The sequence below is a fragment of the Longimicrobium sp. genome, from assembly GCA_036387335.1.
In the GTDB taxonomy this organism is placed as follows: domain Bacteria; phylum Gemmatimonadota; class Gemmatimonadetes; order Longimicrobiales; family Longimicrobiaceae; genus Longimicrobium.
On sequence record DASVTZ010000159.1, the window covers coordinates 1 to 25,030 of the forward strand.

Sequence of the window (25,030 nt, forward strand, 5' to 3'; positions counted from 1 at the left end):
CGCTCAGGATGACAGGGTAAGGGAACCCTCGCCCCCTTTTGTCATCCTGAGAGAGCCGCCTACGAGATCTGCGCCGCAATCGGTACTCCTGCGGCGATCGAAGGATCTAGCCGGCGAGGCAAGAGGCCCGCACCGCACCGCGGACTCCTCGCCACGCGCAGTAGATCCTTCGCTCCGCGCCACAGGTTGGTGGATGGGCGAGATCGGTGAGGCGCGTCGCTCAGGATGACAGGGTAAAGGGAACCCTCGCCCCCCTTTTGTCATCCTGAGAGAGCCGCCTACGAGATCTGCGCCGCGTTCGGTACTCCTTGCGGCGATCGAAGGATCTAGCCGGCGAGACAAGAGGCCGGCGTGATCCGCCGGCCTCTCGGAACGTTCGCTGCGCCCGATAGCCTCAGAACGGGGACGAGCCGCCGGTTTCCCCGCTGCTCCCGCCCGCGCCCGAGCGGGGCCCAAAGGTCTCCTCGATGGGCGGATCGGCACGCTTGGTGTCGTCCGTCATCACCGGCCACGGGTCGCTGGTCCCCGTCGTGGAGCCGGTGCTCGCGCCGGTCGTCGGGCTCGCGGCGGAGTCGGCGGTGGTGCCCGACGTGGTCCCGGTGGTGGATGCGCCTTCGGTGGTGGCCCCGCGAGCCTGCGCGCGGTCGGCGCGGGTGTCCAGGTCCTGGCGAAGGCCGTCGAGCGCGCCCTGCACGCGGGAGATCAGCGCATCGAGCCGCGGCTGGATCTCGGAGACGAACTCGTCCACCTTGGGCCGGGCCCGCGCCCGCGCCTCGTCCACCTTGGGACGGATGTCGTCGAGCGCCGAATCCACCCGCTGGTCCAGCTCCTGGAAGGCGTTCTTGAGCTTGGGCCGGAGCTCCGAGAGCGCCGCGTCGATCTTGGACGCGATCTCCTCCAGCGGGTCGCGCCGCTTCCCGCCGGTGCTGCCCGTGCTCCCGGTGCTGCTCGTGGTATCATCTGCACCCAGGCCGGGCGAGCCGTCGCCCGCGCCCGCGGCGCCGGGAGCGGTGCCGCCGTAGCCCGGGCCCGTGCCGCTGAAGCCCCCGCCGGCCCCGCTCCCACCCGAGCTGCCGAAGGGGTCGTTGGTTGAATCGGTCATCGAGTTCTCTCCCGTGCTGTGCGCGAATGGGCGCCGGCTGCTCCGGCGCACCCCGGATGGTACGGATCACGTCCCGCGTGGTTTCGTCTTCCGCACCCCGCATGCCGCGTGGCTCTTTCGCGGCGGATGGGTGTGCGGCATTTTTAGCACCCTTGCGCTATCGATCTCCTTCGACGCTTTGGACCCATGTCACTCTTTCCCACGCTCCTCTTCGCCGTCTCCACGCTCCTGCTGGCCCTCGCCGCGCTCCCGGGCGCGCTGCACGCCCAGCGCGGCGACCTGCTGGTGGTGGCGAACAAGCAGGCCGCCACCGCCACCATCCTCGACGCCGCATCGGGGCGCACCCTGGCGACGCTCCCCACCGGCGTCGGCCCGCACGAGGTCGCCGTGTCGAGGGATGGCCGCTGGGCGGTGGTCACCAACTACGGCGCGCAGACGCCGGGCAGCTCGCTCACCCTCATCGACCTGGACCGCCGCGCCGTCGGGAGGACCATCGACCTCGGCGAGTACCGGCGCCCGCACGGCTCCGCCTTCCTCCCCAATGGCCAGCTCGCCGTGACGGTGGAGACGAACCGCGCCGTGCTGATCGTCGACCTGAACCGCGGCACGGTGCTGCGCGCCCTCCCCACCGGTGAGGCGGGGACGCACATGCTCGCTGTGTCACCGGACGGGCGGACGATTTACACCGCCAACATCGGCGGCGGCTCGGTGACGGCGCTCGACGTAACCGGACGCGCCCCCGCCCGCACCACCAAAGTGGCGCCGCGCACCGAGGGGATCGCGTTGTCACCGGACGGGCGGCGCCTCTGGATCGGGAGCAACCAGGACAACACCGTCACCGTGCTCGACGCGGCCACTCTGTCGCCGCTGGACACGCTCCCGGCGCCCGGCCTCCCCTACCGCCTCGCCCTGACGCCGGACGGCCGCCGCGCCATCGTCTCCAACCCGGCGCTGAACGCCTTGCGCATCTTCGACGCGGCTGGGCGGCGTGAAACGGCGCTGGTGCAGATCCCCGCCGGCACCGCGGGCGAGGGCGGCGCCGGCCCCGTGGGCTTCGCGCTCTCTCCGGACGGCAAAACCGCGTTCGTCGCGCTCCAGGGCCGCAACCAGGTGGGCGTGCTGGACCTCGCCACGGGGACCATCCCGCGCTTCTTCGACGTGGGTGCGGGTCCGGACGGCATCGCGTATGCCGCGAGGGGGCTGCGTCCGCGCCGCTGAAGCGCGAGTTCCCTGAGCAACACACCCGGAGCGCCCGTGCAGCCAGAACCAATCGAGCTACGCACCGATGAGCGTGTGCTCTGGACCGGCGCTCCGCGACAGGGGGTCTTCTTCGGCACGGCGGACGTCGTCGGGGCCGGGTTCGGTGCGTTCTTCGCACTGATCGTCTGGCGCTCGCTGCGGAGCTTCGGGGAGCTGTCGGCGATCGACTACGCTCTCTTCAGCTCGCCCTTCACCGTTTTCATCGTCCACTGGATCGCGGTCCGCTTTTTCTTCGACCCGCGCCGGCGTGCCCGCACCCGGTACGTCGTGACCAACCAGCGGATCGTCATCTCGCTTCCGCGTCACGTCGATGCCATCGAGCTCACCAACCTGGAGCGCGTCGGCGCGTGGGTGAAGGGGCGAGGTCTGATCGAGGATGGAGGGTTGCGGATCCCGACGCTCCGGCGGCTCCCGTCACAAGCGGCTGACGGAAGCGGCGACATCATCTTTTCTCCCGCGCGAGCTACGCGCACGAGGAACGCCGGCTTCGCGACGCGCGGCCTGCCGCGATTCGAGTCGGTCGCCCCGGTGGAGCAGGTGCTCGAGCTGATCGAGCGCGCCCGCGCCGATGCCGGGCCGCGCCCGCTCGACATCCACCGCAACCCGTGCGATATTACCGAGTTGGGCCGGGCTGGCCCGCCTTCAACCCCAAGCACAGTGGCAGACGATGGCAACCGTTGACCTCGCGACCGGCGGCGCGCCGCTGACGGTCCTCAGCGAAGACGAGCAGATGTTCCGCGACCTGGTGCGCGGTTTTGCGGAGGAAAGCGTCCGCCCCCTCGTCCACGAGATGGACGAGCACCAGAAGATGTCCACCGACCTCATCCCCCAGTTCTTTGAGATGGGGCTGATGGGGATCGAGGTGCCCGAGGAGCACGGCGGCACCGGCGCCTCCTTCTTCACCGCCGCGCTCGTGGTGGAGGAGCTCAGCCGCGTGGACGCCAGCGTGGGCGTCTTCGTCGACGTGCAGAACACCCTCGTCAACAACGCCTTCCTGCGCTGGGGGAGCGAGGCGCTCAAGGCCAAGTACCTCCCGCAGCTCTCCGCCGAAAAGGTGGGCGCCTACGCCCTCTCCGAGGCCGGCTCCGGCTCCGACGCCTTCGCGCTCACCACGAAGGCGGTGAAGGCGGACGGCGGGTTCCGCGTCACGGGCCGCAAGCTGTGGATCACCAACGGCGGCGAGGCGGAGATCTTCATCGTCTTCGCCAACGCCGATCCGTCGGCCGGCTACAAGGGGATCACGGCGTTCATCGTGGAGAAGGGCTTCGACGGCTTCGCGGTCGGCAAGAAGGAGGACAAGCTCGGCATCCGCGCCTCGTCCACCACCGAGCTGATCCTGGAAGACGTCTTCGTCCCCGACGAGAACGTGCTGGGCGAGGTGGGCAAGGGCTACAAGACGGCCATCGAGACGCTCAACGAGGGCCGCATCGGCATCGGCGCGCAGATGATCGGGATCGGGCAGGGGGCGCTGGACGCCACGGTGAAGTACGTGCAGGAGCGCGAGCAGTTCGGCAAACGCATCGCCGACTTCCAGGGCGTGCAGTTCCAGCTCGCGCAGATGGCCACCGAGCTGGAGGCCGCGCGCCTGATGGTGTACAACGCCGCCCGCCTCAAGGATGCCGGCCTTCCCTTCCTGCAGGAAGCGGCGATGGGCAAGCTCTTCTCGTCGCAGGTCGCGCAGAAGATCACCTCCACCTGCGTGGACCTGTACGGCGGCTACGGCTTCACCCGCGAGTACCCGGTGGAGAAGTTCTACCGCGACTCCAAGATCGGCTCCATCTACGAAGGCACCAGCAACATGCAGCTCCAGACGATCGCGAAGGGGCTGATGAAGTAAACTGCTGGGGCGTCAACACAGAGCCGTAGAGGGGACTTCAAGATGAAAAGGAGAGAACTGCCGGATGGCGGTTCTCTCCTTTCTCTATCTACCCACTTACCGGCGATCCCTTGGCCACAACTGTAGAGCACGTTCTAACAGCTGTTCAGAACGCGTCTCGATAGCGTCTTCATCCCAGTTTTCGAACTTGTACAGCTGCTGGGTAATGGGAAGCAACGCGTGGACGAGTAGTTCCGGTTTCTTCACAGACCACGACGAATTCGAGACGGCGGAGTTGAGTGGTTGGGCGATGATTGTAAGATTCCCGATCGTTTGCAAGAGGTTGTTCCTTCGGATAGTGGCGAGCCGCCGTGGGTCGTCAGGAGCGGCCTCCCACAGCTCACCCAATGTCATTCCCCGTGATCCATTCGGAAGCGGCCAATGGTCCAGCCACTTCTGTGGCAGGATGTGCTCGACCGTTAATGGGCCGTTCACCACCACTCCCTCCGACTTCGTGCTGGCATACGTGTCATTCAGCCGCCGGAAGATATGAACGATCTTTGGGTTCTGTAGGGTCTGGTACACATGGATGGTTCGCCATGCATGCGCGAAGGCGTTGTCGGAGGGCCACTCGGATGATTCTCCAGTCATATCCAGCAGGTTCTGGCGAAGACTGACTGCAGTCGCACTCCCCCGGCGTAAGTTGCGGGTAAGAGACAGAAAGATGCGGTTGTAGTTCTTGTTTGTAAGACCGCAAACCGCGCGGCGGAGCACGTACGACTCCAGCGCTTCGGACAACCCCTCCCACTCTGCGTCGTCCAATCCGCTGTCCATCAGCGCGAGAAGCAGCGGGTACGCCGTGCTCATATCGAAGCGGTCCAGAAACGTAGCCAGAGGAAAGAGTGGATCGTTCTGCTGCGGCTCAATAAGCCGCCGGAAGTCGGCACCCTGTCTCGATAGTACCGCTAGTTCTTCCCGCACCGAGTTGAACGGCTTCTGCCGTTCGATCCAGTGCTTATACTCGACGAATAGGTGTTTGGCAGGAACGTCGACCGCCTGCCGGCTTGCTAAGAAGTGCTGCATGAACAGATCGCTACGGGGGCGATTCAGACGACCTTGGCGGATCTCCTTTCGCCAGAACGCCTCGTCGAACGCGCGCCAGTACTCGTTATAAAGCTCTTCCTGCGGCTCTCCTGCACGCCCGGCCCTAAGGAAAATGAAATTCCGAAGAAGGTCGGCCGGGAGTAGAGGCTCGCCACGCGCGTTAAGCGTTTCGAATATGACCTGCGCATCGTCATCCTGCTCGAGATCGATTACGACGACCTGCAGGGCGTTGCGCAGTGCCTGGAAACATTCTTCGAGGCGTGCGGTGATCGGCTGGTCCGCTGCAAGGGGAGGCTCCGATGTTGTACCGAGGAAGAACTCGTGTAATTGGGAATGGAAGAAGAGGTACGCTTCGACCATGCGCGGGCGCGGATCGGCCTTGCGCGCGTATTTCTGCCGGACCAGCGGATAGACCACTTCGAGCGCCGCACGAGACGGGGTACCGACGACATGCACGAACTGCGTGCGGTCGAGTTGCGTGGGCCAGACCTTGAAGCGTTCAGTCTCCAGATCCGCCATCATCCCTTTGTTGAGTGTATAACCTTCGCACTCCCTTGCGAGCTCATCGGCATCCTGCTCCCGGCAGAAGTTGCGGAACGCGGCGAGAAACACCTGCAATGTGGTTAGTCGCTGCTGTCCATCAATTACCTGTCGCTTCTCGACGTGAGTGACCGGGGTTTGCTTCTGGTCGAGCACCATCGCCCCGAGAAAATGCACGGGCGCATCCTTTCGGCCTTCCAAATACTCTATGAACTTCCGTTCTATATCCTCCCACAACGGCTCCCATTGCTGCTCTCGGCTCCACACGTACTGCCGCTGGAACAGTGGAACATCCAGGCGCATCTTTTTCTCGAAAATTGCAAGAAGAGGAGCGGCGTTGGCTTTCATTTGTCGCGGTTGTTGAGAGGACTCAGCACGGAGATCAACCACCCGGCGCAACCAGCAACGGGTCTCGCCCGGTACCACACCGCTCGGGATAGTCGATCACATACTAGATCCTGCGCGCCGTGCGCGCCATGCGGCACAGCCAACCGGATGCTGGTAGATGAGCAGGATGCGGTCCCGCGGGCACCGGAGGCACGCTCCGCATACCGTACCAGAAGCGCGAGCGCACGTGGTGGTGGGAGAGCGTAATGCGGCGGGGGAGCTGGTGTGCCTGACTGTGTATTGCCGCGGCCAGCGCGAGGTGGTCCGGCGACTGAGCGCCGGAGTGCAGACTTAGAAGTTTCCGAGTAGTAGTTCAGGCTCCACGGTTCTCCTTACCGGGGTACCCACATTGAGGCGAGATAGGCCGCTATCGATATCAAGCATACGCAAACAACCGCTAATGCAGTGGCGCGAGCTACGCGATACACGATCTCGCCCTTTCGGACCCTGATCCACTCGGTTTTCAACAATAGTTTGGCCTGGTCCAGAAGGTTTTTCTCAAGTTGTACGAGATCCAAGTGCATAAGAGGCTTCCTTGAGTTGAAGGCAGTTTCCAGATCGGAGAGGGTTTTCAGAATGTCTTCACTTTCCTTCGGGTTCAGCCGGAGACGAATGCTCGAGATGTTCTTGTTAGCACCCACATAGTCCTCCCGTACCCGAGTCCATCTACCAGCTGGATCGTCAGTTAGAATGGCCTCTCCTTGATACATCGCGTTGATGTGCCCCAGCAGTTCGGCAAGCTCACTTCTGAGCGCGTCAATCCAAGCCTGCCGGAACTCAGATACTTTCTGCTCCTTAGCTATGATAAGACCCAGCAGAGAAAGAAGCCCCGTGATAGTAGCGGCGACTATAGCTCCGACAGCAACGTCCGGGATGTTCATACGCGAAACCATTCCTCGTGATCGCGTGAGAGTCGCGGGTTCTAAAAGGGTGGATCTACGGTGTTGAGCACTGGCAACGGGCACAGCAACTGAGCACAATAGGCCCGCGGTTACGCGCGCGTGCTGATCGGATCGCACGGCAGATCAGTCGGGAGACTTGCGAGAGCTAGGCGTCTTCGGATGTCATAAGCGATAGCGGTGTCGCGCCTACTGAAGGCCTTGGTGCTCTACCAAGCGCGCCGGGTCGGCACGGCTGTTCAAAGCTCTTCGGCGCCGCGCGACTCTCGTAGCTTACGGACGCAGGAGTTTGCGTGCGAGAAGTACGAGGAGGCGGCCAGGGTCCGGGAACTTAGAGGCCCCTATAACCTCCTGACGCGAAAGATGTGCCCGAGCCGGCTCGTGTTCCCAGGTGGCTACATCTGCATGTCGGCAGGAAATCCAAGGTCCGCTGTGATGGGAGAGCGGGATTCGGGGCAGGTCGGGACCCCACGGACTAGATCTGGTGCAGGTACAAGGCGTCGGCGAGAGAGGCTTGAGTTCACGACCGACGTGCCGCCGGACGCGATTACGGCTCCGCATCGCGCACGCTGGACAGGGCCACGGGTTGGCGTGATCGTTGAAGGGGATTACGCGAAGATCAAGGTGAAGGTCACCAGGAATACTCAGGATGGTGCCATATGAGCTCTCCGGTTTTTACGCAGGTTGAACCGAAGGAGTGGCAGGACCGCTACGTGGACGCTATCGCGGTCACGCGTGTTCAGCCGGAGCTCTTTTCGCGCGCATTTGGGCTGACCTTCTTCGACGGCTACGATAACCTGGACGCGTACAAGGGAGCGCTGGTCCGCCTGGGGTCCGGGAGAATCGTAGGGCTGGTCCGCCATGCCGGCACGCGTGACCCGGGAACGGAGGTGCACGTGGAATTGGATGATGACTTCGTCAGCGCGCTCCGGGAGTTTCTCGACGCATTCGACCTCTCGGTGGAGGATCTATCCTGGACGCGAGACGAAATTTCCGTCGACGATCTCCGGCTGACTGCACGGGGGGCTCACGCCTGAGCCGGCGCGGCCGGTGCTACCCGCCGATCGAGTAAGCTGTCGCTGACGCGCTGATTTGAAGTGGGGCGGTCCGGAATTTCGGGCCGCCCTACTTTTTCCGCGCCGAAGCGCATAAGACCCCGTTGACATCAGGTGTACTAGGACGCATAGTACATCATGCTTCCGTTCGAGGTGGTGCTCAGGGCCGGTGAGTCGCCCTACAGGCAGGTCGTCTATGCGGCGACCCGGGCGGTCGTGGCGGGCGAGATGGCGCCGGGCTCGTCCTTTCCGTCGGTGCGGGAGCTGAGCCAGGCGCTGAAGATCAACCCGAACACGGCGCACAAGGTGGTCGCGCAACTTGTGAGGGACGGGATCCTGGAGGTGCTCCCCGGCATCGGAACCGTCGTGGCGGAGACGCGGCACTCCTCGCCGGAGGAAAGGCGGCTGCTGCTGTCGGAGGCGGTGGAGCACCTCGTGGTGGAGGCGAAGCGGCTGGGGCTGGATGAGGAGGACGTGCTCGACGCGGTCTCCGCGCGCTGGGCGGAGCTCTTTGGGGAAGATGGGCCGCACGAAAATGCGCGGGCGCGGAATGAACCGGGAGGATCTCAGAGATGGCGATCGTAGAAACAAACGGGCTGAGCCACCGCTATGGCCGCGTCCACGCGCTGGTGGACGTGGAGCTGGAGGTGCCGGAAGGTGCGCTCTACGCGCTGCTGGGTGCGAACGGGGCGGGGAAGTCGACGCTCCTCCAGATCCTGATGGGCCTGCGCCGGGCGACCGCCGGCCGCGCATCCGTTCTGGGCAGGGACGTCTCCAGGCTGACGACGGACGATCGCGGGAGGATCACGTACGTCGCGGAGGGGCAGGCCCTTCCCGCTTGAATGACGATCCAGCAGCTGGAGTCGTACCTCGCGCCGCTCTACCCAGCCTGGGACCGCGCCCTCGCGAACGAGCTGCGCCGCCGGTTCCGGCTCGATGCGCGGCGCAAGATCGGCACGCTTTCGCGGGGGGAGCGGATGAAGGCGGCGCTGCTCTGTGCCCTGGCGCCCCGCCCGCGCCTCCTGCTGCTGGACGAGCCCTTCACGGGGATGGACGCGGTGGTCAAGGATGAGCTCGTCCACGGGCTTCTGGAGTCCGCCGGCGAGGAGGGGTGGACGATTCTGGTGTGCTCGCACGACATCGACGAGCTGGAGATGCTGGCGGACTGGGTCGGCTTCCTAGACCGGGGGCGGCTGACGCTCTCGGAGCCGATGGAGGTTCTGCGAGAGCGCCTCAGGCGCGTGGACGTGGTGGCCGCGAACGGAGCGGTGCCGCTCCCCGCGCGCCTGCCCGCGGAATGGCTGGCGGTGGAGCGTTCGGGACCGCGCATCAGCTTCCTCCTTTCCGGCGCGGGGAGTCCGGCGGGAGGCGCGGAATTGCGCGGGTGGTTTCCCGAAGCCGCGCGGATCGACGTGCGCGCCGCTTCGCTGCGGGAGATCTTCGTCGCCCTCGCCCAGGGCAGCGGCGGGCAGACGCACACCGTGGAGGTCGCATCATGAGGTGGCATGCGCAGGTGCTGCACGTGGCCCGCAAGGATCTTCGGCTGTCGCGGTGGCTCCTGCTGGCGTACGCCGCGGTGGTCGCGGCCGCCGGGGCGGCGGCGGCGGAGTGGGGCGTCTTCGCGGCCATCGCTCCGGCGCTCCGGATGCTCGGCGTCGTCATGTTGGGGGCGGTGCTGCTCGCGGTTCTGGTGCAGGCCGATTCGCCGGCCAGGGGCGACTCGCTGTGGGTTACCCTGCCGCTGCGTTCCACGGCGGTGTTCGCGGCCAAGATTCTCGTCGGCGTGGTGGTCGTGATCGGTATCGCGCTACTCGGCCAGCTGGCGGGACTCCGGGCGCACGACGTGGCGCCGGGCGACCTTCCCGGGCTCCTTGGACGATCGGCGCTTTCGTACGGGGTATGGCTGGCGGTCGCTGCGGCCGTCGCCTCGCTGACCCGGGACCTGCGCGGCTTCCTCCTGGCGCTCACCGTCGCCGGGTTCGCCTGGCTGTTCGCCGTCCAGGTGATCGTATTCAGCATCGGGCCTTCCGTCCCGTCGGGGTGGAGCACCTGGCCGTTTTTCATCGCCGGGATGCTCGTGCTGCTGGCACATCAGTACCACAGCCGCGACGTGCGCCGCGGTGCGGCCATCGCGGTGGCCGTTGGCATCGCGCTGATGTTCCTCCCGATGGCGCTTCCCCGTTCCGCCGCCTCGGCGACTCCCGCATCGAGACCGATCCCGAATCACCTGCGGCCCGCTTCCATCGAGATCGGCGAGCTCGCGCTCAAGGCCGGTTCGCAGACTGGATTCACCATCCGGCTGACCGGCGCGTCGCCCTTTCACCAGTACCTGCTGGTGTCGCCCACGGTACGTATGCGGATGGCGGGCGGTTCTTTCGCGGCCGTGCGGGTCAAGGAACCGCTGGTCTCGATCAACGAACCCATTCCGCGCCTGAATGGTCTCCGCAACCTCGGTGAGCGCCAGCGAATCACCCAGGTCGCGGCCGGGGTATCGCTCGACCTGTCGCCATCTCAGCGGCAGGCGCTCGCGGCGGGGCAGGCCAAGCTCTCGCTGCGAGGCCAGCTCGAGGTGCGGGAGGTCCGGGCGGGAGCGGAGATGCCGCTCCGCGTGGGAGCCAGCTCGGCGAACGGCGGAAGCCGGATCCGGGTCACGAACGTGGAGAGTCTCCCGGAGGGCCCCGCGGTCGAGCTGCGTACCTCCACCGTCAGTCCGCCAGGCGATCGGCAGGCCGAAACGACGTTCGAGTCGCGCGTGCCCAGGTACCTGCTGGTGAACCGGGGCCGCGGCGAAGCGATCGAGCTGCGATTCAGCGGCTCGTCCGGCAGCGACTTCTCACTCGTGCTGCCGGGGCCTCGCGCGCAGAGCTCCACAACCGATCTCGTAGCGAACTTTCCGCAGCCGCGCGAAGCGCCGCGGATCGAGCCGGCGTGGCTCAGCGCCGCTCGGCTCCAGTTCGTGTCGTGGGTGGCGGTGGGAAGCGATCCGATCGCGGTCGAGGACCGGGGGCGAGGCTACAAGGAATGGTACGCTGAAGATGTCGCGCGGAGCCGCGGACGGTAGCTGTACGGGTAAACTGCTGGGCCTCACACAGAGCCGCAGAGGGGACCGCAAATGGAAAGGAGAGAATCGCCGAATGGCGGTTCTCTCTTTTCAGCTCACGGACGTTCGGAGGCGGTCGGCCAGGGCGGCCTCCAACTCGTCCGCCTGGGGGTAAGCACCGATCTCGCGAAGCTGTTCAGCCAATTCTGGACGCGATGCGGGATAGACTCCTGCGCGGATCAGGCGCGTCCGAGCATCCTGCGTGAGCCACCAGACATTCTGTTCTGCCGCCGCCTCCAGATCGCCGACCGCACGAAGCTCTTCGGTGAGCCGACGGGCACGGGCAGCGCGCTCGGCGGCGTGATCCGCGGATGGAAGCGGGACACGGTTGATCCAGCGTTCGGTCAAGCAACTCCAGAACTGCTGACGTTCGAACACGAGAACTCCGAACTGCACTGCCCAGCCAAGAAGGTCATGGCCAGCGGCGAGCTTGTCGTCGACCAGAGTGGCTGGGTAAGCGAGTACGTCCACATCGAGTGGCAGCGGGCCCAGGTCAGCGGTTTCGTGCGATGCGTGGATAATCAGGAAGTCGACGTCGTCGGCCGCCTCGACCGCGCGAACCGCCGAGCCGATGGCCACCACGGCGAGAACGGCCGGGTTCGCGCCGGCGGCTTGGACCATGCGCCGGGTCCACTCACGCGCCTCCAGAGATGGCCATGCGAGAATCGCCTCCTCGAGCCGCTGCAAGGAGGCTTGCGGAGTCTCGCCATCCGTTGCCGGGTGCACATCCCGTCTATCAGCTCGCATCTCAACCACCATCATCGGGGTCATCGTCCGCGGCCAGAAGGAGAACCACAGCGGACACGTACCCTTCAAGTTGTGCGAGCAGGTCGTCGGAGTCCATAGGCGGGATTGACACATCCCCATACCCGGTCGCCTTTCTCGCTTCGTTCAGATTAGTGAGAAGAGTGGATACGTCCGGCAGATTATGGTTAGTGGCGAACTCCATCGCGATTTGAGCCTTCCGCGCATGGCTGGTGGCGAACCTGGTCCCCAGGTGCTCCGCCGCTGCCTTGAGGGCCACCTCCAGGCAATAGAAGCCGTATACCGTGAGGTCCGTCCAGTCGACCGGGTCTTTCGACGTGGCGCGTCGTGCACGCTCAAGGTGGTTCTGCGCGAGCCGAATCGGATCGGGCTGGTTGCTCGGAGGCAGCGGTGGCATCGGATTCTAGTGGCGTGGTTTTAAGTAATCCATCGGGGAGCCGGCAGACGATAGCGGCGTTCCGATAAGGTCTCAAGACTGGATTCCCCAAGGAGTTAAAGTCGTGCTGAGGGTGGCGCATACGGTACTTGATCGCTCCTGATCCGGGGCATCACGAACCCTGTTGTTGACTTCCGACACTAGGCGGATGCATGCTGGTGTCGGTAACCGACACCAACCCATCCGGAGTGCTCTTTGACCCCTAAACCGAACCCATCGCCGTCGGCGAACGACGTGCTCCGCGGGACGCTGGACCTGCTGATCCTGAAGGCGCTCTCGCTGGAGCCGATGCACGGGTGGGCGGTGGCGCAGCGGCTGGAGCAGCTCTCGCGCGAGGCGCTGCACGTGGGGCAGGGCTCGCTCTACCCCGCCCTCCAGCGGCTGGAGGAGAAGGGGTGGATCGACAGCGAGTGGAAGGCCACCGAGCAGAACCGCCGCGCCAAGTACTACGAGCTCACCCCCGCCGGCCGCCGGGCCCTGGGCGAGGAGACGGAGAGCTGGCGCCGGTACGCTGAGATGGTAGACGTCATCCTCCGAACCACGTAGAGGCGCATGGCCTGGACGAAACGCTGGCGGAAGCGCATGCGCGCCCTGATGCGCAGGGGCGACGTAAGGCACGAGCTGGACGAGGAGCTCGCGTTCCACCTGCAGATGGAGACGGAGAAGAACGTGCGCGCCGGGATGGCGCCCGCGGAGGCTCGCAGGCGGGCCGTCCTCAAATTCGGCGGGGTGGAGGGGCACAAGGAGGAGGTGCGGGACGCGCGCTGGCTTGGCGGCTTCCACGGGCTCTCGCTGGACGCGCGGCTGGGCGCGCAACGCGTACATCGGAGGGGCGCGATTGATCGCGCCCGTGTCCGACGCTGTTCCGCCGTCAGCTGCCGGTATGTCATCGGGTGTGGCCGGTCTGCGCGTGGCGGTCCACCAACGAAACGATCGCGATAGGCAGCACCCTTATCAGGAACAACATGTCCGCTGATGTCCTCGGATTCCGGGTGTCGGTCCTCTTGCTCGCCACGGTAGTAAGCGCTTGCGAAGGGCGATCCTCCGAGCCGGCGATCGTCGTATTGCGGAGCGACACGGCGGTCGTGAGCGTTCCCGAGCGGGTGCGGGCTGGGGAGCGATTCGCCGTATCCTTTACCCTTTTCGAGAGCGGATGCAGGGACGACACCGTGCGCACGTACGTGCGGGTGCGTGGCCGGACCGCCGAAATCAAGCCGCGGGTGGGCCGCGCAAGGCCTGATGTATGCCCCCTGGTGTTGAGTATCGTGCGGCGAACGGCCACGCTGCGGTTCGACCAGCCGGGTGAGGCGGTGGTGAGTCTCGTGGGGGTGCGGGAAGGTCCGCCGAGCGACAGCAGCGGGCGAGCGTACACGCGCCCTGTGCGGGTGGAGCGGAGAGTGCGAGTCCTGCCGGCCAGCAGGTGAGACCGGGGCTGCAATGCAAAGACGCAGGAAAGCTCATCGGGCTTTCCTGCGTCTTTGGATTTCGAGCGGTCGCGCCGGTTACGGCTCGGTGGCGACGCTGTCGGCGCGGGTGCCGAGGAGGCGAGGGCGGGGGCGGCGGGGGATGACGCGCTCGCCATTGCGGGTGTCCTCGAAGCGCACCTTCGTCCCCGGACGCACGCGACGGGAGAGGAAGCGGGCATCCCAGTTGGGGAGGCGCACGCAACCCGACGAGGTCGCGTAGCCGATCGTCTCCGGCTCGCTGGTGCCGTGGATGCCGTAGTGCGGCGCCGACAGGCCGATCCACACCCAGCCCACCGCGTTGTTGGGGCCCGGCGGGATCATGGCGCTGGGGCCGTCGCTGCGCAGCACCTTGAGCAGCGAGGGCTGGTAGTTCCACCACGGGTTCGCCGTCACCTCGCGCACCGTGACCTCGCCTTCGGGGGAGGGGTCGATGCTGGAGCCCATCGTGGATGCGAAGTGCGCCAGGATGTTGCCGGCGCTGTCCCGCGCCTGCACGAAGTTGCCGCTGCCCGACACCAGGATCTCGGCGATCTTCATGTTGGCGGCGACGTTCGGCTCGCGCACGCGCGGAACCCACAGCTTGTCGCCCGCCTCCAACGAGTCCAGGTTCGTCCCCGGGTTGAGGCGCTCCAGCACGCCCTCGCGGGTGTGGAACTGCTCGGCCAGCTTCTCGGAGAGCGCCTGGTAGCACGAGCACGTCAGCTTGGCCCGGTCGTACATGTTGGACGGCAGGACGACGAAGGGACCCTCGACGTCGGTGGCGCTCAGTGTGTGCTGGCGCACGAGGCGGTCGGGCCGGCCGGATGCGCGCATGAGGGCGTCGTAGGTGGCCTCGTCCACGATGCCGGTCTCCTCCAGCCCCTCGCGCTTCTGGAACCAGCGGGTGGCGGTGCGCACGTTGGCTCCCCAGCGCGCGTCCAGCATCCCTGGCGAGAAGAGGGCGCGGTTGAGGAGGATCTGCACGCGCAGCACGGACGGGCCTTCCGCGCCGTCGAGCTCGCCCACCGGCAGGCGGATCTCGCCGGAGTTGAGCGTCTCTGGGCTGATGTCGATCCAGCGCTCGGGGTCCGGATTGGCGGCGTGCGCGGTGCCGGCGAGCGCGAACAGGAGCGCGGCGGCGGCGGATATCGATCGGATGGCCATGGCGGTACAGCGGAGTGCGGTGAGCGGCCGCCCGGCGAGCGCCGGCGGTTGCGGAGAGACTGCGTGCAGGTTGGTGTACCAGAACGCTAGCGGAAAGTGCCACCCGTGGTCAAGGTGTGAACGGGGAGGCGGTTAAAAAAACGGCCTCACACAGAGCCGCGGAGGGGGCACTGCAAGAACAACGAAGGGGTTCTCCGTGTCCTTGCCCTTTCCTCTGCGTCTCTGTGTAAGGCTTTTCTCCGTTGTTCTTACCGCTACGCGATCACGCCTCCCAGGGGAGCCCCGGCTTTCCGAAGTGGCCGTAGTTCGTGGTGGAGCGGTAGATGGGGCGCAGCAGGTCCAGCCGCTCGATGACGGCGCGCGGGCGGAAGTCAAAGGTGCGCACGAAGGCGGCGGCGCGCGTGGGGTCGCCGGTGCCAAAGGTGTCCACCTTCACCGACACCGGCTCCGCCATACCGATGGCGTAGGCCACCTGCACCTCGGCGCGCCGGGCCAGCCCCTCCTTCACCACCTGCCGCGCGACGTAGCGGCAGAAGTAGGCGCCCGAGCGGTCCACCTTGCTGGGGTCCTTGCCGCTGAACGCGCCGCCGCCGTGGCGCCCCATCCCGCCGTACGAATCCACGATAATCTTGCGGCCGGTGACGCCCGCGTCCGCCGAGGGGCCGCCCTGCACGAAGCTGCCGGTGGGGTTCACCATCAGCCGCAGGTCGTCGCGGTACCACCCCTGCAGCGCGCGCGGCACCAGTGTCTGCGCGATGAACTGGCGGATCTCCTCCTGCGCCACGTCGGCCGAGTGCTGCGTGGAGACGAGGACGTCGGTGACCGCCTGCGGGCCGTCGGGTCCGTACAGCACCGACACCTGCGTCTTGGCGTCGGGACGCAGCCACGACGCCGCTCCGGCCTTGCGCAGCTCGGCGAGTGCGTAGGACAGGCGGTGCGCCAGGAGGATGGGGAGGGGCATCAGCTCCGGCGTCTCGTCGGTCGCGTAGCCGAACATGATCCCCTGGTCGCCCGCGCCCTGGTCGCCGGACTGGCTGGTGACGGCGTTGACGCCCTGCGCGATCTCCGGCGCCTGCTCGGAGAGGAGCGAGCGGATCTCCAGCGTGTCCGCGTGGAAGAGCTGGTCGGCGTCGGTGTAGCCGATCTCGCGCACGGCCTCGCGCACCTGCGCCTCGTGGTCCACCAGCGCGGTGGAGGTGATCTCGCCCGCCAGCACCACGTGGTTGGCCTTCACCAGCACCTCGCAGGCGACGCGGGCGCTGGGGTCCTGCGCGAGGTAAGCGTCCAGGATGCTGTCCGCGATGGTGTCGCAGACCTTGTCCGGGTGGCCCTCGGATACCGATTCCGAGCTGAAGGTGTACGTCAGGCCCGTCTCTTCGGCGATGCGGGCCGGGTCGATCAGCGTGCTCATTACGGTTGGCTCCTGGATTCAGGATACGGAAAAGGGGTCCCGCGGCGACTTCGCACGGGACCCCTCCCACGCGGTTTAGCAGTTGTTGACCCGGATGCAATCGCTACAAATCGCCGGGGTGCACAGCGCACGGCGCGCAGTATAAGGCAGCGCAGGCGGTTGCGCCAGATGCCGGGAAGGAAAACCATCACACCGCGAACACGGAGGGGAACTTCAAGCCGCGAAGAACCCCTTCCGCTGTTTCTTGCCGTCCCCTCTGTGACTCTGTGTGAGGCGCAGTTAGTATCTTGCACGTAGATGGCGCCCGCGTGCACGCAACCGACCCGAACCGTACCCGACCCATGCGCTACCGCTACCACACGCTGGACGTGTTCACCGACCGCCTCTTCGGCGGCAACCCGCTGGCCGTCTTCGCCGACGCGCGCGGGATCTCCGATGCGCAGATGCAGGCGGTCGCGCGCGAGCTGAACCTGTCGGAGACGGTCTTCGTCTTTCCCCCGGAGGCGGGGGGCACGAGGCGCGTGCGGATCTTCACGCCCGGCTCGGAGCTTCGCTTCGCGGGGCATCCCACCGTGGGCACCGCGTTCCTGCTGGTGGCGCTGGGCGAGGTGCCGGCGGTGGAGGGCGAGACGGAGGTGGTGCTGGAGGAGGGCGTCGGGCCGGTGCCCGTGCGCGTGAGGGTGCGCGGCGGAAAGCCGGACTTCGCGCAGCTCACCTCCGCCCAGCCGCCGGCCGTGGGCCCGGCGCCCGCGCGCGAGGAGCTCGCCGCCGTGCTCGGCCTCGGCGCCGCCGACCTGTCGGACGACTGGGAGCCGGCGGTGGCGTCGGCGGGCGTGGGCTTCACCGTAATCCCGCTGCGCGACGTGGCCACGCTCGGCCGGGCGCGGCTGGACCTCGCCGCGTGGGAGCGCGTGCTGGCCCACACCGATGCGCCGGGCGTCTACCCCGTCGTTCCCGCCGCGCCGGGGGCCACGGTGCGGGTGAGGATGTTCGCGCCGGCGATGGGGATTCCCGAGGACCCCGCAACCGGCGCCGCCGCCGCCGCGCTGGCCGGGTATCTGGCGCGCGACGCACAGCAGGGCACCCTGCGCTGGACGGTGGAGCAGGGCGAGGAGATGGGCCGCCCCAGCGCGATCTACCTGGAGGCGGACGTGCACAACGGCATCGTGCTGCGGTCGCGCGTGGGCGGCTCGGCCGTGATGGTGTCGGAGGGGACGATGGAGATCCCCACGGACACCGGCACGGAGGGGCGCGCGTGGGAGCCGGTGAGCGTGCCGGGCGCCCCCACACCGGTCGGCGCCTACTCGCGGGCGGTGCGCGCGGGAGACATGATCTTCGTCTCCGGCCAGGTGCCGCGCGACCTCGTCACCGGCGAGCTCCAGGGCGAGACGCTGGCCAAACAGACGCGCGGGGTGCTGGAGAACGTGCGCCTCGTGCTGGCTGCCGCGGGCGCCACCATGGACGACATCGTCTCCGTCACCGCGTACCTGGAGGACATCGGCGACTGGGGCGAGTTCAACACGCTCTACCGCGAAGCCTTTCGCCCGCCGTACCCCTCGCGCACCACGCTGGGCGCCGCGCTGCACGGCGTAAAGGTGGAGATCAGCGTCGTGGCGAGGGTGCGCGCGTGAGCGCCGCCGCCCGGGCGATCGCGCCGGCGCTGCTCCTGGTGACGGCCACCGCGCACCCTGCGTGGGCGCACGTCAAGTGGTTCAGCCGCTTCTCCTTCGGCGACCGCCCGCGCACCGCGGGCGAAGTGCTCACGCCCACCTTTTTCGCGCTCGCGCTGCTGAGCATGGCCACCATCGCGGCGATGGTGCTCCTCGACCGGCGCCTGGGCGACCTTCCCGCGTACCGCCGCGTCAACGACTGGCTCTCGTCTCGCGGCGACCGGGCGGTGCTGGTGATGCGGATCGGGGCGGGGGCGGCGCTCCTCCTGTCGTGGCAGGCGGACGCGATGCTCGCGCCCGAGCTGCGCGTGGCGGAGGGGTGGCTGGGCTGGCTCCAGTTCGCGCTCGCCTTCCTCCTCCTCTTTGACCGCACCGTGCCCCTGGCCGGCGCGGGGCTGATCGCGCTCTACGGGATCGGCGTCTTCCGCTTCGGCCCCTTTCACATGCTGGACTACGTGCTGTACGCAGGGATCGGCTACTACCTGGCCGTGAGCGGCGCGGGGGAGCGGAAGATCCGCGGCACCGGGCTTCCGGCGCTGTACGCGTCGGTGGGGTTCTCGCTCTGCTGGGTGGCGCTGGAGAAGATGGTGTACCCGCAGTGGGGCCTGTACGTACTGGAGCAGAACCCGCGGCTCTCGCTGGGGCTTCCGCTGAGCTTCTTCCTCCTGGCCGCGGCGTTTGTGGAGTTCTCGCTGGGCTACCTGCTGATCATCAACCTCCTGCAGCGGCCGCTGGCGCTGGTCATCACGCTCGTCTTCTTCACGACCACGCTGGTCTTCGGCAAGGTGGAGGTGATCGGCCACACGCCCATTCACGCCGCGCTCGTGGTCTTCCTGCTGGAGGGTCCCGGCCGCGTCTACAAGCCGCCCATCGCCCTGCACCGCGGCCTGGCCCTGCGCACCGCCTTCGCCGCCGTCAACTTCGCGCTCCTCCTCGCCCTCCTCTTCGTCCCGTACACCTACGGCGCCGCGCGGCTCTACCGCGAGCACGCCGCCCCCCCGGCTCGGCTGGGCGTTGAAGAACACGCGGTCACGGCCACGGTGGAACGAAGTCGAACGGTAGCACCCGTCGAATCATCTCGAAATCTCTGGCGTTCGCGGTCACCAGAGTTACACCCGCTTCTCGGCACGATGCAGCGATGAGGACATCGTTGACCAGGGAACGCGGTATCCTCCGCAACTCTATCCCGCGCTCCTTTGCCAGACGGGAGAGCACGGTGCCCGCATTACGCCATGCGTTGTGCGAAGGCGTAAAAATCCGGGTCAGCCTCTGGAACTGCCGCCCGACTCTTTCCGTCCAACCCGCCGACTCTTCTGAGGTGCCCCCGATCGCGAGTTCGTGCAGTACTACGGACGACAGATGAGTCTTGGGAGTGTACTCGCGGTAGTACTGTCGCAGCTCCTCACCGGAATCGGCATTCCGGAAGGCCTGGACGTAGAGCTGTGTATCGAGGGCGAACTTGGTCACTTCATCAACTCGTCGGCGTAGCCACCCTCGTAAACGTCCTCCATCCCTCCTTTCCCCGCGATTTGATCGACACTGGCGAGCAGGGCTTTCCTGAAGAAGAGCATCTCGAGCGCCTGATCGATTGCTTCGGTTTCCGAGCTCGCGCCAAGGAGCTCCACCGCGCGGTCGAGCTTGTTCTGATCGATCTTGATGCTCTTGCGGCGAATGAGCGTGCCTTCACTCGCGCGCAGCTTCTTCCTGCCAGCAGACTGCTCCCGGGTAGCCATGAGACCCTTCCTGGTGTGATGCGGCGGATGATCTGTGTAGAGATATGATCATCCGCGATTGGCAAGTCAACCTGCCGCCACATGGCCGCCAGGTGTGCCACACGCTACACTGTCGTTGACGCAAAAGGCCCTCAAACCGCAGCGATCCAGATGCCCGAAAACGAAGAGAGTACACCCGCCGGAAAGACGCCGCGCGAGTCGGCGTCGACGCTCTCGGAGAGCATGATGCCGGACCAGCTCAACCACCATGGCAACGTCTTCGGCGGGGAGATCCTGGCGCTGGTGGACAAGGCGGGGGGCGTGGTGGCGCGCCGGCACGCGCGCCTCCCCGTGGTGACGGTGATGGTGGACCGCGTGGAGTTCCGCGAGCCGGTGTACGCCAACGACTTCGTGGAGGCGCACGGGCGGCTGATCCGCGTGGGGCGCACCTCGATGGAGGTGATGGTGACCGTGGAGGCGGAGCAGATCGAGACGGGGAAGCGGCGCACCACCAACCGCTGCTTTCTCACCTACGTCGCGCTGGACATGCTCAACGGCAAGCCCGCCCCCGTGCCGCCGCTGATCCTGGAGACGGACGAGGACCACCGCCTCCACGAGATGGCGGAGCGCCGCCGCGCCCGCCGCGAGGCCGAGGCCGCGGACGAGGGAATCGAGCTGTGACGGAGGACCGCCTCTCGCGCCAGCTCGCCTTCGTCGTAGAGGTGGACCGCCTCAAGGGGGTCCTCCGCCAGACCTCGCTGATCGACGGCTCGCGGCGCGAGAACAGCGCGGAGCACTCTTGGCACCTGGCGATGGCAGCCCTCGCCCTGGCCGAGCACGCCCCCGCCGGCACCGACCTCCTGCGCGCCATCCGCATGGTGCTGGTGCACGACATCGTGGAGATAGACGCGGGCGACACCTTTTGCTACGACGACGGCGCGCACATGGACAAGGAGGCGCGCGAGACGCGCGCCGCCGAGCGCATCTTCGGCCTGCTTCCTCCCGACCAAGCGGACGAGACGCGCGCCCTGTGGGACGAGTTCGAGGCGGGCGAGACCCCCGATGCCCGCTTCGCCGTCGCGCTGGACCGCCTGCAGCCGCTCCTGGTGAACTTCAACAGCGACGGCGGCACCTGGAAGCTGCACGGCATCACCCGCGCGCAGATCCTCCGCCGCATGGCGCCCATCGAGGAGGGCGCGCCCGGCGTGTGGCCGTGGGTGGTGCGGACGATCGACGAGGCGTGCGAGCGAGGATACGTAGTTTGACGGCCCGCCCCTTGCTGAGTACCTTCCGCGCATACATCGAAGGGGAGTAGTCCACCGGGGAGACACCCGGCGGCCGGATCGTCAAGACTGCGGGGCGAGAGCTCCGCACGGTCCGGCCGGGATAGCGGCGCCACGCGCGCCACGTCAGGGCGAGACCTTCGTCGCGGGACCCCAGTTGCGAGAGCAAGGGGGCCTCGTGACGAGGGTGTCGCCCCTTGTTTTTGACCCCCGCCAGCGCGCGGGAGCACGGGAGAAGCGTCTTGGTACATTCCGTATGGCCGTGGGTAGGCTTCCTGGTCTTCGTTCTGGTGATGCTCGCCATCGACCTGGGCGTCTTCAACCGCACGGCCCACGTGGTGGCGCCGAAGGAGGCGGCGCGCTGGAGCGGGATCACGGTGATCCTGGCGATGATCTTCGCCAGCGGGATCGCGTGGGGATGGCTCCCCGTGGGCGTGTCAGGAAAGGCGAAGGCGCTGGAGTTCGTAACGGGATACCTGATCGAGCTGGCCCTTTCCGTCGACAACATCTTCGTATTCGTACTCCTCTTCTCGTACTTCAAGGTCCCGCCCAAGTACCAGCACCGCGTGCTGTTCTGGGGCGTGCTGGGCGCGCTGGTGATGCGCGGCGCTATGATCGGCGCCGGCGCGCTCCTCATCGAGCGCTTCCACTGGATCATCTACGTCTTCGGTGCCTTCCTGGTGTTCACCGGCATCCGCATGGCCACGCAGGACGAGCTGGACATCGAGCCGGAGTCCAACCCCGCGCTCAAGCTGATGCGCCGCTTCTTCCCGGTGTCGCCGGTGTACCACGGGCAGAGCTTCTTCGTGCGCGAGGAGGTGGGCGGCAGGATGAGGCACGTGGCGACGCCGCTCTTCGTGGTGCTGGTGCTGGTGGAGACCACCGACCTGATCTTCGCCGTGGACTCCATCCCGGCGATCTTCGCCGTCACCCGCGACCCGTTCCTGGTCTTCACCTCCAACGTCTTCGCCATCCTCTGCCTGCGGTCGCTGTACTTCCTGCTGGCGGGGGTGATCGACAAGTTCCATCTGCTCAAGCTGGGGCTGTCGATCGTGCTGGTGTTCATCGGGGCAAAGATGCTGCTCTCGGGCTACTACCACATCCCGATCGGCGTGTCGCTGGGGGTGGTGGCGGGGGTGCTGGGGCTGTCGGTGGTGGGCTCGCTGGCCTTTCCGCAGGTGCTGGACGAGAACTGCGCGGTCACCCACGACCCGCTGGACGAGTCCGACGACCCCAAGCGCCCGGTCCTCCACGACGACCGCAACGAGAACATGATCGCGGACGAGGAGGAGACGCAGGCCCCCTCCCCCCGGCCCCCTCCCGCGGGGGCGCAGGGCGGGTGAGGGGGAGAACCCCGCTCGCGTCGGGGGCATCGCCGGGCCCCCTCCCCCGCTCGTTCCTCGCTGCCCCTCCCCCAAACTGCGGGGGAGGGGTGTTTGCGTGCGTCAGTGCCGGTCGTCCGGCCCGCCCTGACGCACCAATCCCGTAGGGGCGCGATTCATCGCGCCCACCCTCGCCCCGGCCTCGACCCCCGCCCCTCGGCACAGATCCGCGTAGGGGCAGACCTCCGTGTCTGCCCTCCCTCGCCCCGGCCTCGACCCCCGCCCCTCGGCACAGATCCGCGTAGGGGCCGCCCCGCGTGGCTGCCCGTGCCTTCCCCCGCGCCGAACTCCGCGAATGGGGCGGGGGCCCGGCTCAGAACAACGGCGCAAGGGCGGCACGGAGAGCGTCCGCGGAGACCGGGGCGCTGGCCTCCACGAGGACACCGGACCGGGTGAACGCGAGGCAGGTCGCACCGGCATCCGGCGCCTCGCAGGGGCGCGGGGCGCGGGCACCGGCACCCCGCCACTGCAGGAGCGAGAGCGCCGTGCCGTCCGGAAGGCGCTGGGTCACGCGCACCGCGGAACGCCCCTCCCCCTCACCCACCTCGATCTCCAGCAGCGGAAGGCTCGGGACGGTGACCAGGGGGTGCCGGAGCAGCCGCTCTGCCTCGGCGCGATCCACGGTGCGCCACGCGTCCGGCGGGGGAGCGGCGATGCCCGCTGCCGTGGCCGAGCGGCTCCTGGCGACGGTTCCCTGGCCCGTCACGACCACGCCTTCCAACGAGAGGACATCGGAACCCAGCGCGAAGTCGACCGTGTTCGAGGCTCCTGGCCGCGCGTCGAGCGAGCGGGACTGGGTCGCCGCCCCGATCCGCGAGGCCACCACCTGGACGGTGCCGCTCGTCGCGGGAACGGAGAGGGTGTAGCTCCCGTCCGCGTCGGTGACGGTCCTGGCCGCGAGCGCGGGGACGCTCACGGTCGCCCCTGATACGGCCGCGCCCTGCGTGTCCGTGACCCGCCCGCGCAGCGTCACCGTCTCCGTGGCTTTCTCCACGCGGGCTCCCGCTGTGCGCTCCGCCCGCCGAGCGGCAGGGGCACTCGCCACCGGCGGCGGCGGGGGAGCCGCGGCCAGCACGGGGGGTGATGAAGGTGGTGGTGGCGGCGCGGGCGGCGGTGGCGGCGCGGAGACCGGCTCCTCGGCTACCTTGGCCGACGACACAGGCGCTGGCGGCGGAGGAGACTCGGCCATCGCCACCGGCTCCGGTGCGGCCGGAGCCACGTCGAGGGCCACCACGGGAGGGGCGGGATCGCTGCGGCGCTCGCCACCGCCCGCGCGCGGGGAGACGGGCGCGGGGGTTCGCACCGCGCCGGCGGCGGCCGGCGCGGACTGCACGGCGGGCGCGGGCTTGGCGGACGTCTCAGGACCTACGGCGTCGGCGGCGGGCGCTGGCGGGCGCGCGGGCGCGTTGATGGCGATGGGGGCATCGGGCTCGGGGCGCGCCATCCACCCGATCCCCAGCGCGATCAGCACGCTCGCCGCCCAGCCGAGGACGACCCACGGCCGGGCGGTGCGCCGCGCGGGCGCCGGGGCGGGGAAGGGGATCACCCCCGGCGACGGGTGCTCGGCCGGGTCGGCGCGTCGCAGGATGGACGATGCGTCGTCGCGTATCCGCCGCTCCTCGCCGGCGCGGGCGCGGCACGCGGCGCACTCCTCCAGGTGCCGCTCCAGCGCGCGCGCACCCTCCGGGCCGGCGGACGGCAGCTCGCCGTCCAGCCAGGCGTGCAGGAGGCCCTCATCCACGTGCTGCATGCGTTCCTTCCAGGAGCGTGTGTGCCTCCACCAGCCTCCGCCGCGCGCGGGCCAGCGTGGTGCCGATGGCCCCCTGCGCGAGCCCCGACTGCGCGGCGATCTCCGGGTAGCTCAGCCCGGCGTCCCACAGGAGCAGCACCTCGCGGTCGCGCTCGCCGAGCCGGTCCAGCGCCTGCCTCACCTTCTCCACCTGTTCACCGTGCTCCATCTCCTCCGATGGAGGGGGGGCGGCGCGGCCCTCGTGGTGCGCCTCGTCCTTGAGGAGCGCCAGGTGCTTCTTGCGGCGGATGACGGTGCGCGCCTCGTCGCGGGCCAGGTTGGCGGCTACGTGAAAGAGCCAGGCGCGCGGGTTGTCCGGCGCGCGGCCCAGCGCACGGGCGAACGCCTCCTGGGCCAGGTCCGCGGCGCGCTCGGCATCCCATACCTTGTGGTAGAGGAAGCGCACCAGGTCCCGGTGAGTCTTGCGGTAGATCTCCCCCCAGTCTGCCGTCACCATTCGCGCCGGTCGAGAGGGCGGCCCACCCGGGCCGCGTGGAAGTCGGGGCGCAGGGGCGCCTCGGCTGCTTCACAAGATAGGACGCGCTCCTCCGCGACGCTTGCACACCGTGCGGCCGCAGCCGATTGTATGCGGGTGCGATCCGCGGTCGGCACGGACCGGCGCGGCCCCCCGCGTCAGGGTGTGCAAGCCACGCCCGGCGAGTCGTCCTATACCGAAGCGCAGCCCCTACCGCCATTCAACTCCCACCGCC

General features: G+C 67.8%; 23 protein-coding genes and 1 pseudogene. 14 read left to right on the top strand and 10 right to left on the bottom strand.

The genetic code is table 11. The annotated features are described in order from the left end of the window. Window positions 1-394: 394 nt before the first annotated feature. Window positions 395-1,102: a hypothetical protein gene (locus VF647_15435; GenBank protein HEX8453494.1), complete on the bottom strand. Its 708-nt coding sequence runs from the start codon at window positions 1,100-1,102 to the stop codon at window positions 395-397. A 186-nt stretch (window positions 1,103-1,288) separates the two neighbouring features. Here VF647_15435 and VF647_15440 point away from each other — a divergent pair, with 186 nt between their 5' ends. From VF647_15440 to VF647_15450, 3 genes are all read left to right on the top strand, one after another. Continuing rightward, the gene (locus VF647_15440; protein HEX8453495.1) at window positions 1,289-2,320 is read left to right on the top strand and encodes a cytochrome D1 domain-containing protein; all 1,032 of its coding nucleotides are present in this window, start codon (window positions 1,289-1,291) and stop codon (window positions 2,318-2,320) included. A 75-nt stretch (window positions 2,321-2,395) separates the two neighbouring features. Continuing rightward, window positions 2,396-3,043: a hypothetical protein gene (locus VF647_15445; GenBank protein HEX8453496.1), complete on the top strand. Its 648-nt coding sequence runs from the start codon at window positions 2,396-2,398 to the stop codon at window positions 3,041-3,043. Further along, window positions 3,030-4,199 carry an acyl-CoA dehydrogenase gene (locus VF647_15450; protein HEX8453497.1) on the top strand — a complete coding sequence of 390 codons (1,170 nt, stop codon included), beginning with the start codon at window positions 3,030-3,032 and terminating at the stop codon, window positions 4,197-4,199. Before VF647_15445 ends, VF647_15450 begins: the two co-directional genes overlap by 14 nt. A gap of 96 nt (window positions 4,200-4,295) precedes the next feature. Here the strand turns inward: VF647_15450 and VF647_15455 are convergent, their stop codons facing one another. Both VF647_15455 and VF647_15460 read right to left on the bottom strand, forming a co-directional pair. Further along, entirely contained in the window at window positions 4,296-6,170 is a 1,875-nt protein-coding gene (locus VF647_15455) for a DUF262 domain-containing protein (protein HEX8453498.1), read from the bottom strand. A gap of 371 nt (window positions 6,171-6,541) precedes the next feature. Next, entirely contained in the window at window positions 6,542-7,090 is a 549-nt protein-coding gene (locus VF647_15460; GenBank protein ID HEX8453499.1) for a hypothetical protein, read from the bottom strand. 677 nt (window positions 7,091-7,767) lie between these two features. Between VF647_15460 and VF647_15465 the strand changes: the two genes are divergently transcribed. The 4 genes and pseudogenes from VF647_15465 (at window position 7,768) to VF647_15480 (ending at window position 11,224) form a co-directional block, all read left to right on the top strand. After that, window positions 7,768-8,145 carry a hypothetical protein gene (locus VF647_15465; GenBank protein ID HEX8453500.1) on the top strand — a complete coding sequence of 126 codons (378 nt, stop codon included), beginning with the start codon at window positions 7,768-7,770 and terminating at the stop codon, window positions 8,143-8,145. 156 nt (window positions 8,146-8,301) lie between these two features. Continuing rightward, window positions 8,302-8,748, top strand: a complete 447-nt coding sequence (locus tag VF647_15470) for a GntR family transcriptional regulator (GenBank protein ID HEX8453501.1) — start codon at window positions 8,302-8,304, stop codon at window positions 8,746-8,748. After that, window positions 8,736-9,662: pseudogene (locus VF647_15475) on the top strand (ABC transporter ATP-binding protein). The gene VF647_15470 and the pseudogene VF647_15475 overlap by 13 nt, the downstream one beginning before the upstream one ends. Next, window positions 9,659-11,224: a hypothetical protein gene (locus VF647_15480; GenBank protein HEX8453502.1), complete on the top strand. Its 1,566-nt coding sequence runs from the start codon at window positions 9,659-9,661 to the stop codon at window positions 11,222-11,224. Before VF647_15475 ends, VF647_15480 begins: the two are co-directional and overlap by 4 nt. A gap of 90 nt (window positions 11,225-11,314) precedes the next feature. On the opposite strand, the gene VF647_15485 is transcribed toward VF647_15480, so the two are convergent. Together VF647_15485 and VF647_15490 are read right to left on the bottom strand one after the other, a co-directional pair. Then, on the bottom strand, window positions 11,315-12,034 hold the full coding sequence (locus VF647_15485) for a hypothetical protein (GenBank protein HEX8453503.1): 720 nt from the start codon (window positions 12,032-12,034) through the stop codon (window positions 11,315-11,317). Then, window positions 12,012-12,425 (bottom strand): hypothetical protein, encoded by a 414-nt coding sequence (locus VF647_15490; protein HEX8453504.1) that lies wholly within the window; start codon window positions 12,423-12,425, stop codon window positions 12,012-12,014. Before VF647_15490 ends, VF647_15485 begins: the two co-directional genes overlap by 23 nt. A 234-nt stretch (window positions 12,426-12,659) precedes the next feature. Here VF647_15490 and VF647_15495 point away from each other — a divergent pair, with 234 nt between their 5' ends. Then, window positions 12,660-13,010, top strand: coding sequence for a PadR family transcriptional regulator (locus VF647_15495; protein ID HEX8453505.1), 351 nt, complete (start codon window positions 12,660-12,662; stop codon window positions 13,008-13,010). Between the two features lie 6 nt (window positions 13,011-13,016). Beyond that, window positions 13,017-13,406 (top strand): permease prefix domain 1-containing protein, encoded by a 390-nt coding sequence (locus tag VF647_15500; GenBank protein ID HEX8453506.1) that lies wholly within the window; start codon window positions 13,017-13,019, stop codon window positions 13,404-13,406. Window positions 13,407-13,966: 560 nt separating this feature from the next. Here the strand turns inward: VF647_15500 and VF647_15505 are convergent. Together VF647_15505 and metK are read right to left on the bottom strand one after the other, a co-directional pair. Further along, on the bottom strand, window positions 13,967-15,073 hold the full coding sequence (locus VF647_15505) for a L,D-transpeptidase family protein (GenBank protein HEX8453507.1): 1,107 nt from the start codon (window positions 15,071-15,073) through the stop codon (window positions 13,967-13,969). A gap of 262 nt (window positions 15,074-15,335) precedes the next feature. Continuing rightward, entirely contained in the window at window positions 15,336-16,484 is a 1,149-nt protein-coding gene (metK, locus tag VF647_15510; protein ID HEX8453508.1) for a methionine adenosyltransferase, read from the bottom strand. A 341-nt stretch (window positions 16,485-16,825) separates the two neighbouring features. Between metK and VF647_15515 the strand changes: the two genes are divergently transcribed. Both VF647_15515 and VF647_15520 read left to right on the top strand, forming a co-directional pair. Further along, window positions 16,826-18,115: a PhzF family phenazine biosynthesis isomerase gene (locus tag VF647_15515; GenBank protein HEX8453509.1), complete on the top strand. Its 1,290-nt coding sequence runs from the start codon at window positions 16,826-16,828 to the stop codon at window positions 18,113-18,115. Beyond that, complete coding sequence (locus VF647_15520; protein ID HEX8453510.1) at window positions 18,112-19,296, top strand: hypothetical protein; 1,185 nt, start codon at window positions 18,112-18,114, stop codon at window positions 19,294-19,296. Before VF647_15515 ends, VF647_15520 begins: the two co-directional genes overlap by 4 nt. Before the next feature lie 321 nt (window positions 19,297-19,617). Here VF647_15520 and VF647_15525 read toward each other — a convergent pair whose 3' ends face one another. Continuing rightward, window positions 19,618-19,887 carry a hypothetical protein gene (locus VF647_15525; GenBank protein HEX8453511.1) on the bottom strand — a complete coding sequence of 90 codons (270 nt, stop codon included), beginning with the start codon at window positions 19,885-19,887 and terminating at the stop codon, window positions 19,618-19,620. A gap of 150 nt (window positions 19,888-20,037) precedes the next feature. Here VF647_15525 and VF647_15530 point away from each other — a divergent pair, with 150 nt between their 5' ends. The 3 genes from VF647_15530 to VF647_15540 all read left to right on the top strand — a co-directional run bounded on the left by VF647_15530 (window position 20,038) and on the right by VF647_15540 (window position 22,492). Continuing rightward, window positions 20,038-20,547: an acyl-CoA thioesterase gene (locus VF647_15530; GenBank protein HEX8453512.1), complete on the top strand. Its 510-nt coding sequence runs from the start codon at window positions 20,038-20,040 to the stop codon at window positions 20,545-20,547. Next, window positions 20,544-21,131, top strand: coding sequence for an HD domain-containing protein (locus tag VF647_15535; GenBank protein HEX8453513.1), 588 nt, complete (start codon window positions 20,544-20,546; stop codon window positions 21,129-21,131). Before VF647_15530 ends, VF647_15535 begins: the two co-directional genes overlap by 4 nt. 260 nt (window positions 21,132-21,391) lie before the next feature. Beyond that, on the top strand, window positions 21,392-22,492 hold the full coding sequence (locus tag VF647_15540; protein ID HEX8453514.1) for a TerC family protein: 1,101 nt from the start codon (window positions 21,392-21,394) through the stop codon (window positions 22,490-22,492). Between the two features lie 352 nt (window positions 22,493-22,844). Here VF647_15540 and VF647_15545 read toward each other — a convergent pair whose 3' ends face one another. Continuing rightward, window positions 22,845-24,281: a carboxypeptidase regulatory-like domain-containing protein gene (locus VF647_15545; protein ID HEX8453515.1), complete on the bottom strand. Its 1,437-nt coding sequence runs from the start codon at window positions 24,279-24,281 to the stop codon at window positions 22,845-22,847. Further along, complete coding sequence (locus VF647_15550) at window positions 24,265-24,774, bottom strand: sigma-70 family RNA polymerase sigma factor (GenBank protein HEX8453516.1); 510 nt, start codon at window positions 24,772-24,774, stop codon at window positions 24,265-24,267. Before VF647_15550 ends, VF647_15545 begins: the two co-directional genes overlap by 17 nt. Window positions 24,775-25,030: the final 256 nt, after the last annotated feature.

Coding starts and splice junctions, on each gene's coding strand:
- VF647_15515 (HEX8453509.1), top strand. CDS start 16,826: ATGCGCTACCGCTACCACACGCTGGACGTGTTCACCGACCGCCTCTTC.
- VF647_15505 (HEX8453507.1), bottom strand. CDS start 15,073: ATGGCCATCCGATCGATATCCGCCGCCGCCGCGCTCCTGTTCGCGCTC.
- VF647_15440 (HEX8453495.1), top strand. CDS start 1,289: ATGTCACTCTTTCCCACGCTCCTCTTCGCCGTCTCCACGCTCCTGCTG.
- VF647_15490 (HEX8453504.1), bottom strand. CDS start 12,425: ATGCCACCGCTGCCTCCGAGCAACCAGCCCGATCCGATTCGGCTCGCG.
- metK (HEX8453508.1), bottom strand. CDS start 16,484: ATGAGCACGCTGATCGACCCGGCCCGCATCGCCGAAGAGACGGGCCTG.
- VF647_15450 (HEX8453497.1), top strand. CDS start 3,030: ATGGCAACCGTTGACCTCGCGACCGGCGGCGCGCCGCTGACGGTCCTC.
- VF647_15545 (HEX8453515.1), bottom strand. CDS start 24,281: ATGCAGCACGTGGATGAGGGCCTCCTGCACGCCTGGCTGGACGGCGAG.
- VF647_15470 (HEX8453501.1), top strand. CDS start 8,302: ATGCTTCCGTTCGAGGTGGTGCTCAGGGCCGGTGAGTCGCCCTACAGG.
- VF647_15530 (HEX8453512.1), top strand. CDS start 20,038: ATGCCCGAAAACGAAGAGAGTACACCCGCCGGAAAGACGCCGCGCGAG.
- VF647_15455 (HEX8453498.1), bottom strand. CDS start 6,170: ATGAAAGCCAACGCCGCTCCTCTTCTTGCAATTTTCGAGAAAAAGATG.
- VF647_15485 (HEX8453503.1), bottom strand. CDS start 12,034: ATGACCCCGATGATGGTGGTTGAGATGCGAGCTGATAGACGGGATGTG.
- VF647_15525 (HEX8453511.1), bottom strand. CDS start 19,887: ATGGCTACCCGGGAGCAGTCTGCTGGCAGGAAGAAGCTGCGCGCGAGT.
- VF647_15465 (HEX8453500.1), top strand. CDS start 7,768: ATGAGCTCTCCGGTTTTTACGCAGGTTGAACCGAAGGAGTGGCAGGAC.
- VF647_15460 (HEX8453499.1), bottom strand. CDS start 7,090: ATGAACATCCCGGACGTTGCTGTCGGAGCTATAGTCGCCGCTACTATC.
- VF647_15435 (HEX8453494.1), bottom strand. CDS start 1,102: ATGACCGATTCAACCAACGACCCCTTCGGCAGCTCGGGTGGGAGCGGG.
- VF647_15500 (HEX8453506.1), top strand. CDS start 13,017: ATGGCCTGGACGAAACGCTGGCGGAAGCGCATGCGCGCCCTGATGCGC.
- VF647_15480 (HEX8453502.1), top strand. CDS start 9,659: ATGAGGTGGCATGCGCAGGTGCTGCACGTGGCCCGCAAGGATCTTCGG.